Below are 17,593 nucleotides of genomic sequence, written 5' to 3'. Positions count from 1 at the left end.
ATAGCAAAAGCTATGATTATCACAGATCAATTAATTACATTTTTTACGTAAGAAAATTAGACAAGGTTCTCACCTTCCATTAAGCTAATCCAGTCTTTGCGCATGGTTGCGTATTGACTGGATTTTCGCTTTACCAAGGGATGACCTTTGCCATGACTATGGTTTTCAAGAGCCACCAATTACAATCTGATAATCACGCCTATATCGAACTTAGCAAGGAAACGCTAAAAAGGCAGTTGTCTATCCTCTTTCCCGTCGCCGGTATCATTTTTCTAATCATTTCCTTTTCTTATTTCGTTGCGACAAATTCCCTATGGCTTACAAGCCAAGCCCTGTTAGGTGCCTTACTGTGTCATTTCCTTGCCACACTCAACAAACGCATTGAAAGCCCACGTTTATTGATTTGGGTGTTTATCATCTATACCACCACAAATTGCATTTATGGTTTTTATACTGATGGTCATAACCTCCTGAACAATACCATTGCGCTTACCATCCCTTTGTTGTGCTTCTTTACCCTAAGACACCAGTATGCTTGTTGGTATAGCTTACTTTTTGGCATGTACTACGTTGTAATGAGCGCTGATGAGTACATTCAAAAGCACCTACAAATTAATGAAGCACTACAAAATATCAGTGCATACGCCATGGTTCTTGTTATGGCTTACTTACTGGCTCAACACCGCAACGAAGCGATAAATAAGGTGAAAGTGACGGCGAAGAAAGACTTTCTCACTGGCTTGTTGAATCGTAAAGGCCTTGAGGAGCAATATCTTTTTCAAGCATATCGTTGTAACCGTTATCTAAAGGACCTTTCGCTGATCCTGGTTGATATTGATGGGCTTAAAGACATTAATGATAGGTATGGGTTGGATACCGGCGATCAAATCTTGATAATGGTATCTCAATTTTTAAAACAACAATTGAGGCCTGCGGATAGTTTGGCACGTATGGGAAATGGTGAGTTTTGCCTACTCTTACCTGATACCTCACAGACAGAAGCTGAAACCATTGCCTTGAAACTCATACAAGAGATTAAACAATGGCAGCTAGAATTGGAAAATGGAAAGCAAATATCAGTAACTGTCAGCATTGGCCTAACGTTAGTTGAGTACCAAAATTTCAGCCTCGACTACATAAAAGCTGACAGTGCCCTATTGAGAGCGAAAAACTGGGGCAAAGATCAAATTGCGATCAGCTGATAAAGCCCTTACGCTAGAAACACATACAAAACGGGTAGTAAATGATGACAACACAAACCCTTTGCCAATGGAAATGTTTCTCTGTTGAACAGTCTCAGCACACTTTACCTGATGGACGGGAAATTGAATTTACCACTGTTAAGCACCCCGGAGCGGTGATTATCGTCCCTATTGATGAATCTGGAAACTTAATCATGCTGAAGCAGTATCGTCCAGCTATCAAAGATTGGATACTGGAGTTTCCTGCCGGCACGTTGGAGAGTAATGAAGATATTTTGGGCTGTGCTCAACGTGAGCTGGCTGAAGAAACTCAACTGAGTGCCCGCCATTGGCATAACCTTGGCGAGCTTTTCCCTGTTCCCGGTTTCTGTGACGAAGTACAGTATTTATTCTTAGCTTCACTGCTAAAACCTTGCCAAGCGCAATGTGATGAAGATGAAGTTATTGAAGTGGTCAAAATGACACCTACTGAATTTCTCAGCAAAGTCGCAGAAAATGAGATAAAAGATGCCAAAACATTAGCCGCTTTCCTCAAGATGCAAGCCATGGGTCTTTTGCCAACTTCCGATTAAGTTGGCACTCTAAAGCCTGTTGCCACCACTTAGTGAATTGTAATTAAACATTACTAATTAGAGTGTGCTATCGCAATTTACTGCTAGCTGTGGCATCTTGCTGCCAACGACACTTTTATGATGATTTCAGCCATGGATAAACTCTTTTCACTACTCAATAAGTTCGCTTCAATTGTTGCAATGCTTATGTTCGTTATTGGCGGCGGCATGGCTTTGTTCGTGTTCTTTTATGGCCCTTAAGCACCAAGCAGCTATGTAAGGCCACTACATCCGCATACCACCATCAATTTCTAGAACACGCCCAGTGAAATAATCGTTTTCAAAGATGTATTTTACGGCGTGGGCTATCTCACTCGCCTCCCCCATCCGACCAACCGGTATCATAGACTTGAGCCTTTCTATGGCTTCAGGTTTTAACTGTGTAGCCATTGCTGTTTCTACGACCCCGGGCGCGATAGCTGCAGCTCTAATCCCATACCGAGCGAGCTCTTTTGCCCAGCAGACCGCCATGGTAGCAACCGCCGCTTTGGAAGCTGCATAGTTGGTTTGCCCTATGTTCCCTGCCCTTGCGACACTGGAAATATTAACGATTGCACCAGAGTTACCCGCTTTGACCATATTGGCAGCGGCCTCCCTACCACACAAAAATGTCCCAGTAACATTCACATCCATAACAGTCGAAAACTGTTCTAGAGACATTTTTTCGATGATGTCATCCTTGGCTTTGACCAGTAACCCATCCCTAAGCACGCCTGCATTGTTGACTAGACCATTAAGCTGACCAAAATCCTCCATGATATTTTCAAATACCGCAACAACTTGCTGTTCATGGGTCACATCCGCTAGGTAGGTTAACGTCTTGGCACTGAGCATCTGGCACTGCTGTTTAGTATCATGCAGCCCTTCCTCATTCATATCAATCAAAGCAAGTTCAGCTCCGGCCTGAGCTAAGCTAATCGCCATCATTTGCCCCAGGCCCTGCCCAGCACCTGTAATAGCAATAACACTGTTCTTCAAATCCATATTATCCCCCAACAATATTTCTAATCGCTGCAGAGCTATTATTATTTCGATTGCTTGCGATAAAACTCAAACAAACTAGAGAAGTCTTTCAATTCATTGCCTTCCGCGTTATGGAATGCATATAGATTGCGGGCTAACGTCCCCATCGGGATGGGTGATTGACTGCTGGTAGCGGCTTCCAAGCCCAAACCCAAATCTTTGAGCATTAATTTAGCCATAAAGCCTGGTTGATACTGATTCGAAGCGGGGGCTTTTTCCATGATACCCGGGCATGGGTTGTAAAGCTCAAGGGCCCAGTTACGTCCAGAGCTTTGAAGCATTATTTCAGATAACACTTTGGGATCTAACCCATTATCCATGCCTAAGCTCAATGCTTCGCAAGTACCAGACATCAAGATCCCTAACATCAAGTTGTTACAGATCTTTGCCATTTGGCCATCACCCGCTTTACCGGCATGGAAGATGTTCTTACCGACGTATTGCAGTACCGCTTGAGCCTGCTTAAAGCCATCTTCAGTACCACCAACGATAAAGGTCAGTGTACCTGCTTGCGCGCCAGCGACACCGCCAGAGACAGGTGCATCAACAAACTCGAACCCTTTTGTATGGGCTTCTTGAGCCACTAGCCGGGCAGATGCGGGATCGATAGTTGATGAATCTATCAGAAAGGTACCCTCATCAACCATTCGAAGTAAGCCTATTCCACCGTCATGATCACCGAGGTAAACTGCTCTGACATGCTCACCAGCAGGCAGCATAGTCATCACCGTATCTGCCCCTTTGACACACTCTTCCATGGAGTTGGCAACTGCCGCCCCTTCTGATCTCAATGATTCAGCCGCCGCTGTATTGATATCGAACACTGATACCTGACAACCGGCCTTGAGCAAATTCAGCACCATTGGGTGGCCCATATTGCCAAGGCCAATAAAAGCAATATTCATGATTAAGCTCCTTAGGGTGAATCAGCAAGCCCCAGACGATATAGCGGGTGTTCATTATCCGCCCATAGTGGGGTGAACAGCGTATCAATCACAGTGGAGTCAACGCTGTCTATATCAGGGAATAACCAATTGGGTTGGTTCGTCTTTTCAATGAGCCGTGATTTAACACCCTCATAGAATTCCCCCAACTCTCCACAACGAACGGATAATGTCAGTTCGAGCCTGAAACAATCGGCTAACGATTCGTAGTGAAATTGATTAAGCTGGCGATAACAGATATGAGCGGTTATGGGGCTACCTTCTTTTAAGGTCTGTTTTGCCCTTCTCAGCCACTTTCCTTCTTCTTCATCAACAGGTTCAGCCATGGCTTGAATTTGGTTATAGATTTCCGGCAAAGAACCGTATTGGCAAGCAGCTTGTATTGCGGGTAAAAACGGTATTAGTTTATTATTCGGATGCGTATACATCGCCTCCTTACCGAACCGTTCAAGCAATTGCGTCACACCTTGATGGGGCTCCACATCGTCCCAGTTCATTTTTTGCAGGCTTTCGAAAAATGCTGCTTTCTGCTCAGGCAGTAAGATATGCTCAGCCAAGGATAAAGCAAGCGCATCGGTGGCATTGACCGTTGCCCCGGTTAACCCCAGAAATAAGCCAACACCTTGTGGCAGATGGTTGAGAAACCAAGTGCCACCAACATCAGGGTATAAACCAATACTTATTTCTGGCATTGCCAGTTTTGTCGTCGGAGTGGTAATCCTGTGGCTAGCACCGATATATAATCCAATGCCGCCCCCCATCACGATACCCTGCCCCCACACAATTACCGGCTTACCGTATGTATGAATGAGATAATCCGTTTGATACTCAATGGTGAAGTAATCGGTCAAATAGCCGATAGCATGGAATTTACTGTCTGGGTGTTCTGAAGACTTCGCTTCATGCATAACATGGTACATTGCCCTGACATCACCACCAGCACAGAAGGCTTTCTCTCCCGCACCATAGATAACGACACCGACAATATTATGATCATCCTGCCAATGCCGCAGGGCTTCATTAAGCTCGACCAACATGTCATAACTAAGTGCATTTAACGACGCTGGATTATCTAATTCAGCGACACCAAACTTGAGCCCACCACCGCAATCAAGTTCGCTGATATTCACCGTACCTGACATCATATTCCCCTTACATTATTCAAGCCGCTTATCGTTAACGGTTCTTCCACTCAGGCTTTCGCTTTTGTAAAAAGGCTTGCACCCCTTCAGTTTGATCTTCAGTGTCAAATAACTTCATAAACAGCTCACGCTCTTTCACTAAGCCATGAGTCAAAGGTGAGTGGCGGCAGTTTTGAATTAGCGCTTTGCATGCAGCAACAGACGATGGAGATTGGTTTGCTACATCACTTGCCATTTGTATCGCACAGTCGAGCGCCTGACCCGATGCTACAACTTGTTCAACAAGTCCAATCTCTACAGCCTGTGACGCTGTCACTCGCTCACCGCAAAGAATAATCCGTTTTGCCCAACCTTCCCCAACCAACCAAGTTAGGTTTTGTGTCCCGCCTGCGCAAGGAAGCAAGCCTACCTTTGCCTCGGGTAATGCCAAACTGGCATGCGCCTCGGCAATACGGATATCACAAGCCAAAGCGACTTCTAAGCCACCTCCCATGGCGTAACCGTTAATGGCTGCAATTGATACCCCACGAAATTGGCTAAGGGTCTCAAAAGCCTCTCCGAAAGCTTGCGCCATCCCTAAGGCAACCGCTTTATCGCCATCAGCAAATAAGTTTAAATCCGCACCTGCCGAAAAAAACTTCTCACCTTGCCCGGTAATTACCAATGCATATACTGTCTTGTCGTCATTGAGTTTAAGCACAGTATCCCTGAGAAGATTGAGACTCTCTTGAGTCCAGGTATTAGCTGGCGGGTTATTCATGGTTAGCACAGCGGTGTGTCCACGTATTTCAACGTCTATGGCATTACCTGAATTAACATTATCTGACATGAGGTATACCCTCTTGTTGAGCAGTTAAAGAAGTCGACAACCTTCGCTGAGTACCCGACGGGCAATGATAAGCCGCATTATTTCATTGGTCCCTTCAAGGATTTGATGGACCCTAACATCACGGAAGTAGCGCTCTAGCGGATATTCCTTGATGTAGCCATAGCCACCATATAGCTGCAAAGCTTGGTCACAAATTTTAAACCCGATGTCTGTTGCAAACCGCTTGGCCATTGCACAGTACGCTGTCGCCTCTGGCGCTTTTTGATCCAATTGATAAGCTGCATATCGGACCAACTGCCTAGCTGCTACTAACTCGGTTGCCATATCTGCCAGTTTGAACTGTACGGACTGAAAATCACCCAGTTTTTGGCCAAACTGCTTTCGTTCTCCAACATACTGGATGGCTTGTTCTAACGCCTGTTGGGCAGTGCCTATTGAACACGTCGCAATATTGATCCGGCCGCCATCCAGCCCTTTCATCGCAAACTTAAAGCCATCCCCTTCATTACCAAGTAAATGGCTAGCGGGTATTCGAACATCGTCAAATGTTACGGCTCTGGTCGGTTGGCTATTCCAACCCATCTTGGGCTCCTTACGCCCAAAACTGATCCCTTTAGCATCAGCAGGAACAACAAATGCAGAAACACCTGATGCGCCCTTTTGGTTTGTATCAGTCCTTGCCATTACAACCAGTACATCGGTATCACCTGCGCCGGAGATAAATGCCTTCGATCCTTTGAGCACATACTCTCCACCTTGCTTGGTTGCTGTCGTTGTCAACGAAGCCGCATCGGATCCTGCATTAGCTTCCGTTAAGCAGTATGAACCCAGACTTTCACCTGTAACCAATTGTGGGCAATACTCTTGCTTGACATCGTCCGTGGCAAAACTGGCTATCATCCATGACACCATATTGTGGATAGTCATGTAGGCAGTGGTTGATGTGCACCCCATCGCCAATTGCTCAAAGATGATGGATGCATCCAACCGTGGAAGCCCTAATCCACCATGTTCTTCCGGAACATACAGGCTTAAAAAACCCATTTCTCCAGCATCTTTCAGAATGTCTTTAGGGAAAATTTGCTTTTCATCCCACAAGGCTGCATTTGGGGCTAACTTATCTTGCGAAAACTGGCTCGCAGCATCAGCAAAGGCGCGTTGGTCTTCTGTCAAAGAGAAATCCATATCAGCTCCTTATTAAAAGCTTAGCGAAGGTGTATGGTCATATTTGGCCCGTCCGGAATATCTTCATCAAACCATCGGGCTGTGACTGTTTTTGTTTCGGTATAAAACCTTACCGCTTGTTTGCCATAAGCGTGCAAATCACCATAAAAACTGCCTCGCCATCCTGTAAATGAAAAGAAAGGAAGTGGCACAGGAATAGGCACGTTGATTCCGACTTGACCCACTTGGATACGATGTTGGAATTTCCTCGCTGCCGCCCCACAGGCTGTAAATATAGAGGTGCCGTTACCATAAGGGTTGTTGTTAATCAGGTTAATGGCCTCATCAAGGGTTGCCACTGAGATGCAAACCAGAACAGGCCCGAAAATCTCCTGCTGATAAATCGCCATCTCCGTCGACACACCACTAAACAAGGTTGGCCCTAACCAGTTACCGTCTGGGTATCCTTCAACCTGACAGTGAGAACCATCAACTTCACAGATGGCGCCTTGCTGCTTGCCTTGCTCTATAAGATTGATCACACGCGCTTTAGCCGCTGGGCTGATCAACGGACCATACGCCGCCTGATTGTCATTGGATGGGCCGGGCTTCACTTTTCGCATCGCGGCTTTAAGATCTGGGATAACATCAATGGCATTGCCCACCAGCACAGCGACAGATATTGCCATACAGCGCTGTCCTGCAGCCCCTACCGAAGAGCCAACGAGGTGGTTAACTACCTGTTCCATATTGGCATCCGGCATGACCACCATATGGTTTTTCGCGCCAGCAAAAGCTTGAACCCGTTTGAGATGATGCGTCCCAGTTTGATAGATATGCTTCGCCACAGGCACTGAGCCAACAAACGAAATAGTGCGAATATCTGGATGTGCTAGCAGATAATCAACTTGTTCTTTGCTGCCATGAACGATTTGCAGTACCCCTTTAGGCGCACCTGCTTGCTCAAACAATTCTGCGAGTCGTATTGCTGTTAATGGGACCTGCTCGGAGGGTTTTAGAACAAAGGTGTTACCCGCTGCAATCGCCATCGGAAACATCCATAACGGGATCATGGCAGGAAAATTAAACGGGGTTATGCCGCAGCACACCCCAAGGGGTTGAATCAGTGAATAGCTATCTATGTCACTAGCCACATTTTCAACCGTTTCTCCCATCATTAAGCTAGCAATATTGGCCGCTTGTTCAACCACCTCAATACCCCGCCAGACATCCCCCTTGGCATCAGCAAAATTTTTCCCGGTTTCACTGGAGAGAAGCGTCGCTAACTCATCATGGTGAACTTTCAATAGCTGTTGATATGACAACATTAAACGGGCACGTTCAGGAACGGGCACTTCCTTCCATTGCTCGAAGGTTTCACCTGCACTAGCAATCGCAGACTCTAGTTCAGACTCAGTAGAACACGGGACATTGGCGATAACGTCATTTGTCGCAGGGTCCGTCACCTCAATCCATTGGCTGGAAGACGAATTGATGAATTCTCCGTTGATATACAGCGGAACAGGAGAAATTAGATTTGCATCGCTCATATCTGCTCCTCACTTATTGAGTATTTCCAACCTCAATCGCTATGGCCGTCGCCTCTCCGCCACCAATACAGCAGGAAGCAACCCCTCGTACCGGTCGCCCAATGCTTTTGTGCAAACGGTTCAAGCGGTGGATTAAAGTCACGATAATTCTTGCCCCGCTCGCACCAATAGGATGCCCTAATGCACATGCTCCGCCATCAGGGTTAACACGCTCTGGGTCAATGCCTAATTCTTTGGTAGCGATTTGAGTCACAACCGCAAAGGCTTCATTTAATTCCCAGCTATCTACCTGTTCTGGCGACCATGCTAATTTATCCAGTAACTGACGGATGGCGTACACAGGTGCGATTGTAAATTCAGATGGCGTTCGAGCATGGCTGGCATGGGCCGTAATAACAGCTAAAGGATTATGCCCTTGTTGCCTTGCAAGGTCGCCATCCATCAGGATAAGTGCAGCAGCACCATCGGAAATAGAGCTGGAGTTACCCGCAGTGACAGTCCCTCCTTCAGCAAAGGCAGGGCGTAATACTGGTAACTTGGTCAGGTTAATTTCGTTCGGATGTTCGTCACGGCTAACGACAACATCCCCCCTCGGGTTCTCTACCTTTACAGGGATGATTTCACTTTCAAACCATCCTTGCTCTTGGGCAATCAAAGCTCTCTCAACAGATTTCACCGCCCATTTGTCCATACTCTGGCGGGTGTAATGACGCTCATCGGCAATTTTCTGGGCGTAGACCCCCATCAAATCCCCTTCATAGGCATCTTGCAAACCATCGAGGAACATATGGTCATGCAAGGTACTGTGGCCCAAACGTAAACCTGAGCGGATTTTGCTTTGTAGGTATGGGGCATTACTCATACTCTCCATACCACCCGCTACAACGGTTTGATTGGTCCCAACCAAAATTGCATCATGGGCCAACATCACGCTTTTCATTCCAGAGCCACACACCTTGTTGATGGTGGTACAGCCGATATTTTCGGGGATACCCGCTTTTATCGCTGCTTGTCTTGCTGGCGCCTGACCACAACCGGCGAGCAACACATGACCCATTAATACTTCATCAATCATTTCTGCCGAAAGACCGGAATGCTGTAACGCGCCTTTAATGGCGACACTACCCAGCTCGGAAGCACTTAGTGACGATAGCTCTCCTTGAAAACTACCAATCGGTGTACGGTTTGCGGCGATGACCCACACTTCCTTACTCATAACAAAGCCCTCTTGGTGTGCTTTATCTCTGCAGGCGATTTCTTGACGTTTACGTAAGCATAGCACTAACATTTACGTAAACGTTAAGAAACAAATCTAATACACATTGCAGCTGTGAAGCCATTACCTAACATTGGGGGCAAAGCAAGGTGGAAACGTTCAAAATAAGCGAGTTAGCCAGAGAATTTGACATCACCACCAGAAGCATCCGTTTCTATGAAGATGTGGGATTACTTCAACCCCAACGACAAGGCAGTACACGGGTTTACCAACGCCGAGACAAAATACGGCTCAAGCTCATTTTGCGCGGCAAAAGATTGGGGTTTTCCTTAGCAGAAATAAGGGAGCTGTTTGATTTATACGATACTAATCAAAGCTCATCACAGCTCAACAAAATGCTTATTATCATTGATACCAAACAAGCTGCCCTCCAACGACAACTCGAAGATATCAATGTCGTGATGACCGAATTGCAAATTGCCAAAGACAGATGCCACCAAGCATTGAAGTCCCAATCCACAGGCAAGTAATACGAGCCAAGACTCAATAACTGGAGCGCTTATGAAAGATAGCTTCACCCCTTTAAATTATGGCCTAGGTGAGACCATTGACATGCTCCGTGAGCAAGTTAATGGCTTTGCAGAACACGCTATCCTCCCTCTTGCCACAGATATAGATAAAGACAATCAGTTTCCCAATCACCTCTGGCCGTTAATGGGTGAAATGGGTTTGCTGGGTGTTACCGTGAGTGAGGAATATGGCGGTGCTGATATGGGTTACCTTGCCCATGTTATTGCGATGGAAGAAATCAGCCGCGCCTCAGCTTCTGTCGGGCTTAGCTATGGCGCCCACTCCAACCTTTGCGTCAATCAGATATTCCGTCATGGTACCGGCGAGCAAAAAGCCAAGTACCTGCCAAAACTAATCAGTGGTGAGCATATCGGCGCACTTGCAATGAGCGAACCTAATGCAGGCTCTGATGTGGTAAGTATGCAGCTTCGGGCTGAGTACAAAGATGATCATTTCGTTCTCAATGGTAGCAAAATGTGGATCACCAATGGTCCCGATGCTGATACGGTTGTTGTCTATGCCAAAACCGAACCTGATAAAGGTTCACACGGTATTTCGGCCTTTATCATAGAGAAACAACTCCCCGGGTTTAGCCATGCCCAAAAGCTCGACAAACTCGGTATGCGGGGCTCTAACACCTGTGAGTTAGTTTTCAATGACTGCATTGTCCCGGAAGAAAACTTACTCGGCGAAATCAACAAAGGCGTGCAAGTCCTAATGAGTGGGTTGGATTACGAGCGAGTCGTGCTCGCTGCCGGTCCGCTTGGGATTATGCGGGCCTGTATGGACCTTGTTCTCCCTTATGTACACGACAGAAAGCAGTTTGGCCGTTCGATCGGTGAGTTCCAGTTAGTCCAAGCCAAAGTCGCTGACATGTATACCCGCACCAATGCTGCTCGCGCCTATGTCTATACCGTTGCTAAAGCTTGTGATCGCGGTGAAGCGACCCGCAAAGATGCTGCCGGTGTCATTTTATATGCGGCTGAGTTGGCCACCCAACTTGCGTTAGACACCATCCAACTACTTGGCGGGAACGGCTACATCAATGAGTTTCCAGCAGGCCGCCTGCTGCGTGATGCCAAGCTCTACGAAATTGGGGCCGGCACCTCAGAGATACGCAGAATGCTGATAGGACGTGAGCTTTTTGAGGAATCCAAATAAGGAAAGGAAATGGCAATAATTAAGTCGACAGTCAATCGAGATGATACTTTTTTCGCTAACAACTACAAAAACATGGCCGAAGTTGTCGATAAACTGAAGACAAACATTGAAGCCATAAAACTTGGCGGGGGTGCCAACGCACACAAAAAACAACAAGAAAAAGGTAAACAGCCCGTAAGGTCTCGGATTAAATCACTGCTGGATGCCGACAGTGAATTTCTGGAAGTCGGTCAATTTGCAGCGTGGGATGTCTATTCTGAACCTATTCCCTGTGCGGGCGTTGTCGCTGGCATTGGACGCATTGAAGGTATTGAATGCATGGTGGTCGCCAATGATCCTTCGGTAAAAGGAGGAACTTACTACCCACTGACAGTGAAGAAACACCTCCGAGCCCAAGAGATAGCCGAACGTTGCCACCTACCTTGCATCTACCTTGTCGACTCAGGCGGGGCTAACCTTCCCCACCAAGCCGATGTCTTCCCCGACCGTGATCATTTTGGCCGTATCTTCTATAACCAAGCCAGAATGTCCGCGAAAGGCATTCCACAAATAGCGGTAGTGATGGGCTCCTGTACTGCAGGCGGGGCTTATGTCCCTGCAATGGCCGATGTCTCTATCATCATCAAAGAACAAGGCACTATTTTCCTTGCCGGCCCGCCACTGGTCAAAGCGGCCACGGGGGAAGTCGTTACCGCCGAGGAGCTCGGTGGGGCTTATGTACACTGCAAGACATCAGGTGTTGCAGACTACTTTGCCAATGATGAACAACATGCACTAGAACTGGCAAGACAAGCCATTGAAAGCTGTGCCCTTTCATCATTTTCTGTATTAGATCAGACGGCACCCGCTCCCCGTTATCCCGCAGACGAAATGTTCGGGATCGTCGGCACTGATTTACGCACGCCATTTAACATCAGAGAGGTTATCGCCCGAGTTGTCGATGACTCAGCTTTCGATGAATTCAAGGCCCTGTATGGAACAACTTTGGTCTGTGGGTTTGCCAGCATCTACGGTCAGAAAGTCGGGATCGTAGCCAATAACGGTATCCTATTTTCAGAGTCCGCCCAGAAAGGTGCACATTTCATCGAGTTATGCTGCAAGCGAAAGGTCCCACTGTTATTTTTGCAAAACATCACCGGATTTATGGTTGGCAAGAAATGTGAATCCGAAGGCATTGCTAAGCACGGCGCTAAAATGGTCATGGCGGTCGCATGTGCTGATGTCCCGAAATTCACCGTCATTATCGGTGGCTCCTATGGTGCTGGAAACTACGGAATGTGTGGGCGGGCGTATAGCCCGACTATGATGTGGATGTGGCCAAATGCGCGAATATCGGTAATGGGCGGTGAACAAGCGGCAGGCGTATTAGCGCAAGTTAACCGGGATAACAAACAACGACAAGGTGAGCATTGGACTCGCAAAGAAGAGGAAGCATTCAAGCAGCCTATTCGCGAGCTCTATGAGCAGCAAGGCTCTCCCTATTATGCCAGTGCCAGACTTTGGGATGATGGCATTATTGACCCGAGAGATACACGTCATGTTGTCGGTATGGCACTGCATGCAAGCCAAAGAGCACCGATAGGTGAAAGTACTTTTGGTATCTTCAGAATGTAGGGCTATAAATGAAGTGCGAGGCAAGTTTATGAATCAAATTATCAGTAATAGCTCAAGCACTAGTCCCAACACCCAACAGCAGGATTTACTGTTTCATCTTGATGAAAACGGTATCGCCACTATTACCTTAAATCGGCCTGAAAAGAAAAATGCCTTCGACAGCCATATCATTGAGCATTTGTTAACGCTTCTCAACCAGTTAAAACAAGACAAAGATGCCAGAGCACTTGTATTACGAGCCAATGGGACACACTTTAGTGCAGGGGCTGATCTCAACTGGATGCAGTCTCTTGCCGAATTCAGCATGGAAGAAAACATCAAAGATGCAGAAAACCTTGCCGAGCTATTACACCAATTAGATACATTATCCATACCCACCATTGCCTTAGTACAGGGGGCTGCGTTTGGCGGAGCTCTTGGATTGATATGTTGTTGTGATATCGCTATTGCCAGCAAAGAGACAACGTTTTGTCTTAGTGAAGTAAAACTTGGCTTAGTACCCGCGACAATTGGTCCTTATGTGTGTCGTGCAATGGGCCAGCGGCATGCAAGACGTTACATGCTAACAGCAGAGCTCATTAATGCTTATCAAGCAAAAGAGCTAAATATTGTCCATAAACTCGTTTTGACACCTCAGGCATTAAACCCATGCCTAGAGGAACTCCTTAAACAAATTTCTCGCAATAGTCCCAACGCCGTCAGGGAAGCTAAGGCGCTTTGTCACCTTTGTGAATCTACTTTCTTGGATGATTCTATGAGACAACAGACTTCTAAGATTATTGCTGAACTGAGGGTCTCGCCTGAAGGGCAAGAAGGATTATCGGCTTTTTTGCAAAAGCGTAAGCCTAACTGGATATCCCCTCATGATTAAACGGCCCGATTGTTCAAGCGACTTTCCAGATAGAGTCACTCTCTTTGAAGTGGGTGCTCGTGATGGTCTGCAAAACGAGTCCTCCTTACCGACACAGACCAAAGTGGACTTCATCAACTTACTTTCCCTATCAGGGCTCAAACACATAGAAGCGGGTTCGTTTGTCTCAGCCAAGCGAGTACCGCAAATGGCAGATTCTCTGAATGTCATGCGAGCCATAGAACGACAGGATAATATTACCTACTCGGCACTCACCCCCAATATTCAGGGGTTTGAAATGGCTCTTAGTGCTCAGGCCGATGAGGTTGCTATTTTTGGTTCAGCATCAGAAGGATTTAGCCAGCACAATATTAATTGTTCGATTGCAGAAAGTCTCAAACGTTTTGAGCCCGTTATGGCTTTAGCGCAACTCCACAATATACCCGTGAGAGGCTACTTATCCTGCGTTATAGACTGCCCTTATGATGGATCGACAGATACAACTCAGGTTTTGGAGGTTGCAAGGACACTAATTGATATGGGCTGCTATGAAGTGTCATTGGGCGATACTATCGGCACAGGCACCCCACTAAAAGTAGCCAAGCTTATAGAGACAATTCAGAACCATATCCCCAGCAACCAGATAGCGGTCCACTTTCATAATACTTGGGGCCAAGCCCTACCTAATATCTATCAAGCCCTGTCGATGGGAATTCGTACTATCGATGCCAGCGTTGCAGGCTTGGGGGGATGTCCTTACGCACCAGGGGCAAGTGGCAATGTGGCGACTGAAGATGTTGTCTATCTTTGCCAACAACTCGGGATCGAAACTGGCTTAGAACTAGAAAAAATAGCATTAGCGGGCTGGATGATTAGCGATGCACTGAACATTAGCCCTCGCTCAAATGTCTCACAGGCTTTACGAGCGAAAAGGCTGCAGTAATAAAGAAAAAAAGTGGTAACTACCCGTGAAAAGATAATTACCACTAACTCACCATAAGCAACATTCCTACCCTTTAGAGCCAACTCACTTTGCTAATAAGTTTCAGAGCGAAGAAATCGTTGTTCTGCTTCGAGTTCGTTAACCGCTCGCCAGAGCTTTTGCTCCCGCTCCTGTAACTTGTCATGCAACACGCTGCCAGGTTTAACCCTCAACGTTTCACTAGGGCCAATGTACTGATCTGCTTCATTGTTAAATAGCTGCCTGAACTCTTCCATTGTGGGTAAGCGGTTATTGTCCTCCTCAAATGATTCAAAGATATCAACAACTTTATGTGACACATCCCTTTTGATCCCTTCAACATCGACACTATCCATCAGCTTCTCCAAATTATTAGCCAGAGGTGTTGATCAATCTAGACACCTAAAGTGTAGCTGAAGATGTTTAATTTATTCATCAATAGGAAAATCATGTGTAACAAAATATTCTCTATACTAAACTTATGTTTTATATAAATTTCAGCTCAATCGAACAGCCTACATATATAACCTACAGGTTATTTTGTTTTTATTTTTTAGAATTAGATCTCATTTTAATAAATCAACACTCAAAGTATGTAATCAATTACTCTGCAGTCTATACTTAACAATATAAATAAGTTCATATTCGTCATGTAGTTATGGGAGAAATGGGATGTGGCAGTATTCAAATCTCTTTGATTACATGCGCAAGCCCCTATCCTTTATGGCTATCTCTTGCGTCATTTTACTCACTCCGTGTTATCTCCTTGCTGGTGAAGTAAAAGAAGAGGCCTATGATATTCATTACGACAGAATACATTCTGACCTTAATGATGAAGAAACCTTTGTGGATTGGGTAGACGACACACAGGATTTTATCTCTGACTCAGTGCACGACTACAGCTCATCCATCGATCACTTTATCTCAAAAGACGATGATGAACTGCCTATGCTCAATAACAGCTATCTTAAAATCAAACTCAAAGGCCGTTATACCCACAGGGAGTATTTTGACCCTGACGCCAGTGTAAAGCTCAAGATAGATCTTCCCCATACTGAGAAAAACTGGAAGATTATTCTCGATACAGACCCCTCAGACTTTGACCGACTAGAAGATAAGCAGCGTGGTATCAGTAACCGTTCAGATGACGGCTTGTCTGGCGCTTTAGGTGGGTTTCGCCTGCAGGGGCAACAATTGGGTAAATGGAAAACTAACCTTGACCTAGGTTTAAAAATTAAGCTTCCTCTCGACCCATTTGCACGTGCCGATTTAAGGCGTGTCGATAAGCTCAGCCATACTTGGACTAGCCGTATCAAACAGGAAATATTTTATTTCGAATCCAGAGGTCCAGGTGCGCTGACCGAACTAGACTTCTATTTTTCATTACCTGAAGATCCAACAACCATTTTAAAGTTGGGCTCAAGCGCTCAATATTTAGATGATGACGACAACTGGGAATTCGTCCAGCAAGCAGAGATTTTCGATAGGATTAACAGTGATAATTTGTTGAGGTATTCAATTGGTATCAGTGCGGACTCAACACCAAATTACTCCATAACAAACTCGTGGTTAGAAGTTGCTTGGACCCATCGTCTGTATAGCAATTGGTTATATATGACGGTTACCCCTGAACTCGATTTCCAGCATGAGTTTCAGTACAAAGCTAACCCCGGCATCATGGTTGAATTAGAATTGTTTTTCACTGCCAACCGAGGAATAGATAGGCTAATGAGGTCTATTCCTTTACCGACGAATTAGATTAATGGCTATTGGCTATTGGCTATTGGCTATTGGCTATTGGCTATTGGCTATTGGCTATTTAAGTAGGCCCGAAACAAAAATTTCGGGCCGTTAATATCGTTATATTTTTATTTCCCACCGAGATAATGGGTCAGAAGAATCAATGCCATTTTTGCCCCACCTGTCGATAGGATCGATGATCATTACTCTATTCGGATTAGGTAATTGTTCTTGCAGAGATTTACTCAGTTTTCGCGTCGTTAGAATCCAAACATTAGGTTCGGCCTTCAATGTCGCAAACAAGTCTTGTTTATCTTGCTGACTCCAATCTAATTCAGGCTTGGTATAACGCCCCACAACAAACAGTTGGTTTCCTGCAGCAAAATCTTCCAACTCTTGTGACATCAGAATCACAGAGTCTACTTCGGCTTCAAACAAGCTAGTCTGTTGCCTATTAGTCAATGCACGGATGGCAACCATTAATTGCTGCTGATTCTCGGCAATCTTGGTAGCATGCTCGGGCCATAGTTGCTGCAAGTCCTGGCTGACAATCGCAACCATACGAGTCAGGTTGGAAGGGTTTAGCCATGTAAACGGTGATATCATACCGTTATCTAACCGAAGTGCAGCGACACCCTGGGCTCTTGGTGAAATGGACTGAGAGGCATCAATCTCAATAATCCTGATGTTTCCTTTCCGTGCATGCACATACAAAGGATCCTGAGGCCACACCGCACCAATAGTCACCACCGCAGTGGCCTCTGCCGCTAGTTGAGCCGTACTTTCTGCCCCTTTACTGGTAAACCAGTTGGGTAAACGCATCATTCCATAACGCTTTGGCGGCAGATATTGAGTGGATAACCCCGTTCGCTTGGTCAATTCGGACGAAACCATATATGTCACAGGCGTCGCGGTCAGGATATCTTTTGCTTCTACAATGGTCGCTGTCAACATAACAGAACAAACGCCAAGCACACGAATGACTTTCATCGCCTTTTTATTCATTTCAAATTCCA

The 17,593-nt window shown here is 46.0% G+C and carries 18 protein-coding genes; 9 read left to right on the top strand and 9 right to left on the bottom strand.

The genetic code is table 11. The annotated features are described in order from the left end of the window. Positions 1 to 113: 113 nt before the first annotated feature. The 3 genes from C9J01_RS02640 to C9J01_RS02630 all read left to right on the top strand — a co-directional run bounded on the left by C9J01_RS02640 (position 114) and on the right by C9J01_RS02630 (position 2,014). Positions 114 to 1,202: a GGDEF domain-containing protein gene (locus tag C9J01_RS02640; RefSeq protein ID WP_237156845.1), complete on the top strand. Its 1,089-nt coding sequence runs from the start codon at positions 114 to 116 to the stop codon at positions 1,200 to 1,202. A 44-nt stretch (positions 1,203 to 1,246) separates the two neighbouring features. Further along, positions 1,247 to 1,774: an NUDIX hydrolase gene (locus C9J01_RS02635; protein ID WP_107296544.1), complete on the top strand. Its 528-nt coding sequence runs from the start codon at positions 1,247 to 1,249 to the stop codon at positions 1,772 to 1,774. 132 nt (positions 1,775 to 1,906) lie between these two features. Beyond that, a complete protein-coding gene (locus C9J01_RS02630; RefSeq protein WP_107297397.1) occupies positions 1,907 to 2,014 on the top strand; it encodes a 3-ketoacyl-ACP reductase in 108 nt (35 codons plus the stop codon). A 24-nt stretch (positions 2,015 to 2,038) separates the two neighbouring features. Here the strand turns inward: C9J01_RS02630 and C9J01_RS02625 are convergent, their stop codons facing one another. From C9J01_RS02625 to C9J01_RS02595, 7 genes are read right to left on the bottom strand one after another with little or no spacing between them, the layout of a single operon-like run. After that, complete coding sequence (locus C9J01_RS02625; protein WP_107296543.1) at positions 2,039 to 2,797, bottom strand: SDR family oxidoreductase; 759 nt, start codon at positions 2,795 to 2,797, stop codon at positions 2,039 to 2,041. 41 nt (positions 2,798 to 2,838) lie between these two features. Further along, the gene (gene mmsB, locus C9J01_RS02620; RefSeq protein ID WP_107296542.1) at positions 2,839 to 3,744 is read right to left on the bottom strand and encodes a 3-hydroxyisobutyrate dehydrogenase; all 906 of its coding nucleotides are present in this window, start codon (positions 3,742 to 3,744) and stop codon (positions 2,839 to 2,841) included. An 8-nt stretch (positions 3,745 to 3,752) separates the two neighbouring features. Beyond that, positions 3,753 to 4,922 carry an enoyl-CoA hydratase/isomerase family protein gene (locus tag C9J01_RS02615; RefSeq protein ID WP_107296541.1) on the bottom strand — a complete coding sequence of 390 codons (1,170 nt, stop codon included), beginning with the start codon at positions 4,920 to 4,922 and terminating at the stop codon, positions 3,753 to 3,755. A 34-nt stretch (positions 4,923 to 4,956) separates the two neighbouring features. After that, complete coding sequence (locus C9J01_RS02610) at positions 4,957 to 5,751, bottom strand: enoyl-CoA hydratase (protein ID WP_107296540.1); 795 nt, start codon at positions 5,749 to 5,751, stop codon at positions 4,957 to 4,959. 24 nt (positions 5,752 to 5,775) lie between these two features. Further along, positions 5,776 to 6,936 (bottom strand): acyl-CoA dehydrogenase family protein, encoded by a 1,161-nt coding sequence (locus C9J01_RS02605; RefSeq protein ID WP_107296539.1) that lies wholly within the window; start codon positions 6,934 to 6,936, stop codon positions 5,776 to 5,778. A 20-nt stretch (positions 6,937 to 6,956) separates the two neighbouring features. Next, positions 6,957 to 8,465 carry a CoA-acylating methylmalonate-semialdehyde dehydrogenase gene (locus C9J01_RS02600; protein ID WP_107296538.1) on the bottom strand — a complete coding sequence of 503 codons (1,509 nt, stop codon included), beginning with the start codon at positions 8,463 to 8,465 and terminating at the stop codon, positions 6,957 to 6,959. 13 nt (positions 8,466 to 8,478) lie between these two features. Further along, on the bottom strand, positions 8,479 to 9,681 hold the full coding sequence (locus C9J01_RS02595) for a thiolase family protein (RefSeq protein ID WP_107296537.1): 1,203 nt from the start codon (positions 9,679 to 9,681) through the stop codon (positions 8,479 to 8,481). A gap of 149 nt (positions 9,682 to 9,830) precedes the next feature. Here C9J01_RS02595 and C9J01_RS02590 point away from each other — a divergent pair, with 149 nt between their 5' ends. Genes C9J01_RS02590 through C9J01_RS02570 form a run of 5 tightly spaced genes read left to right on the top strand, consistent with a single transcriptional unit; the run spans position 9,831 to position 14,819 of the window. Beyond that, positions 9,831 to 10,211, top strand: a complete 381-nt coding sequence (locus C9J01_RS02590; protein WP_107296536.1) for a MerR family transcriptional regulator — start codon at positions 9,831 to 9,833, stop codon at positions 10,209 to 10,211. A 31-nt stretch (positions 10,212 to 10,242) separates the two neighbouring features. Beyond that, positions 10,243 to 11,412, top strand: a complete 1,170-nt coding sequence (locus C9J01_RS02585; protein ID WP_107296535.1) for an isovaleryl-CoA dehydrogenase — start codon at positions 10,243 to 10,245, stop codon at positions 11,410 to 11,412. Between the two features lie 9 nt (positions 11,413 to 11,421). Then, on the top strand, positions 11,422 to 13,026 hold the full coding sequence (locus tag C9J01_RS02580) for a carboxyl transferase domain-containing protein (RefSeq protein WP_107296534.1): 1,605 nt from the start codon (positions 11,422 to 11,424) through the stop codon (positions 13,024 to 13,026). A 37-nt stretch (positions 13,027 to 13,063) separates the two neighbouring features. Continuing rightward, on the top strand, positions 13,064 to 13,897 hold the full coding sequence (locus C9J01_RS02575; RefSeq protein ID WP_419686432.1) for an enoyl-CoA hydratase-related protein: 834 nt from the start codon (positions 13,064 to 13,066) through the stop codon (positions 13,895 to 13,897). After that, positions 13,890 to 14,819 (top strand): hydroxymethylglutaryl-CoA lyase, encoded by a 930-nt coding sequence (locus C9J01_RS02570; protein WP_107296532.1) that lies wholly within the window; start codon positions 13,890 to 13,892, stop codon positions 14,817 to 14,819. The genes C9J01_RS02575 and C9J01_RS02570 overlap by 8 nt, the downstream gene beginning before the upstream one ends. Positions 14,820 to 14,911: 92 nt before the next feature. On the opposite strand, the gene C9J01_RS02565 is transcribed toward C9J01_RS02570, so the two are convergent. After that, a complete protein-coding gene (locus tag C9J01_RS02565) occupies positions 14,912 to 15,193 on the bottom strand; it encodes a hypothetical protein (RefSeq protein WP_107296531.1) in 282 nt (93 codons plus the stop codon). Positions 15,194 to 15,509: 316 nt separating this feature from the next. On the opposite strand from C9J01_RS02565, the gene C9J01_RS02560 reads away from it, so the two are divergent. Next, the gene (locus tag C9J01_RS02560; protein WP_107296530.1) at positions 15,510 to 16,595 is read left to right on the top strand and encodes a hypothetical protein; all 1,086 of its coding nucleotides are present in this window, start codon (positions 15,510 to 15,512) and stop codon (positions 16,593 to 16,595) included. A 102-nt stretch (positions 16,596 to 16,697) separates the two neighbouring features. Here the strand turns inward: C9J01_RS02560 and C9J01_RS02555 are convergent, their stop codons facing one another. Then, entirely contained in the window at positions 16,698 to 17,582 is an 885-nt protein-coding gene (locus C9J01_RS02555) for a metal ABC transporter solute-binding protein, Zn/Mn family (protein ID WP_107296529.1), read from the bottom strand. Between the last annotated feature and the right edge of the window lie 11 nt (positions 17,583 to 17,593).

The organism is Photobacterium rosenbergii (genome assembly GCF_003026455.1).
GTDB classification, from domain to species: Bacteria; Pseudomonadota; Gammaproteobacteria; order Enterobacterales; family Vibrionaceae; genus Photobacterium; species Photobacterium rosenbergii.
The sequence above is the reverse complement of the archived record's forward strand: the minus strand, read 5'-3'. Positions and strand labels throughout refer to the sequence as shown.

Bases quoted from the DNA above. Each gene is read 5' to 3' on its own strand.
- C9J01_RS02560 (WP_107296530.1), top strand. From the start codon at position 15,510: ATGTGGCAGTATTCAAATCTCTTTGATTACATGCGCAAGCCCCTATCC.
- C9J01_RS02630 (WP_107297397.1), top strand. From the start codon at position 1,907: ATGGATAAACTCTTTTCACTACTCAATAAGTTCGCTTCAATTGTTGCA.
- C9J01_RS02605 (WP_107296539.1), bottom strand. From the start codon at position 6,936: ATGGATTTCTCTTTGACAGAAGACCAACGCGCCTTTGCTGATGCTGCG.
- C9J01_RS02610 (WP_107296540.1), bottom strand. From the start codon at position 5,751: ATGTCAGATAATGTTAATTCAGGTAATGCCATAGACGTTGAAATACGT.
- C9J01_RS02555 (WP_107296529.1), bottom strand. From the start codon at position 17,582: ATGAATAAAAAGGCGATGAAAGTCATTCGTGTGCTTGGCGTTTGTTCT.
- C9J01_RS02580 (WP_107296534.1), top strand. From the start codon at position 11,422: ATGGCAATAATTAAGTCGACAGTCAATCGAGATGATACTTTTTTCGCT.
- C9J01_RS02595 (WP_107296537.1), bottom strand. From the start codon at position 9,681: ATGAGTAAGGAAGTGTGGGTCATCGCCGCAAACCGTACACCGATTGGT.
- C9J01_RS02570 (WP_107296532.1), top strand. From the start codon at position 13,890: ATGATTAAACGGCCCGATTGTTCAAGCGACTTTCCAGATAGAGTCACT.
- C9J01_RS02565 (WP_107296531.1), bottom strand. From the start codon at position 15,193: ATGGATAGTGTCGATGTTGAAGGGATCAAAAGGGATGTGTCACATAAA.
- C9J01_RS02635 (WP_107296544.1), top strand. From the start codon at position 1,247: ATGACAACACAAACCCTTTGCCAATGGAAATGTTTCTCTGTTGAACAG.
- C9J01_RS02615 (WP_107296541.1), bottom strand. From the start codon at position 4,922: ATGTCAGGTACGGTGAATATCAGCGAACTTGATTGCGGTGGTGGGCTC.
- C9J01_RS02585 (WP_107296535.1), top strand. From the start codon at position 10,243: ATGAAAGATAGCTTCACCCCTTTAAATTATGGCCTAGGTGAGACCATT.
- C9J01_RS02625 (WP_107296543.1), bottom strand. From the start codon at position 2,797: ATGGATTTGAAGAACAGTGTTATTGCTATTACAGGTGCTGGGCAGGGC.
- C9J01_RS02600 (WP_107296538.1), bottom strand. From the start codon at position 8,465: ATGAGCGATGCAAATCTAATTTCTCCTGTTCCGCTGTATATCAACGGA.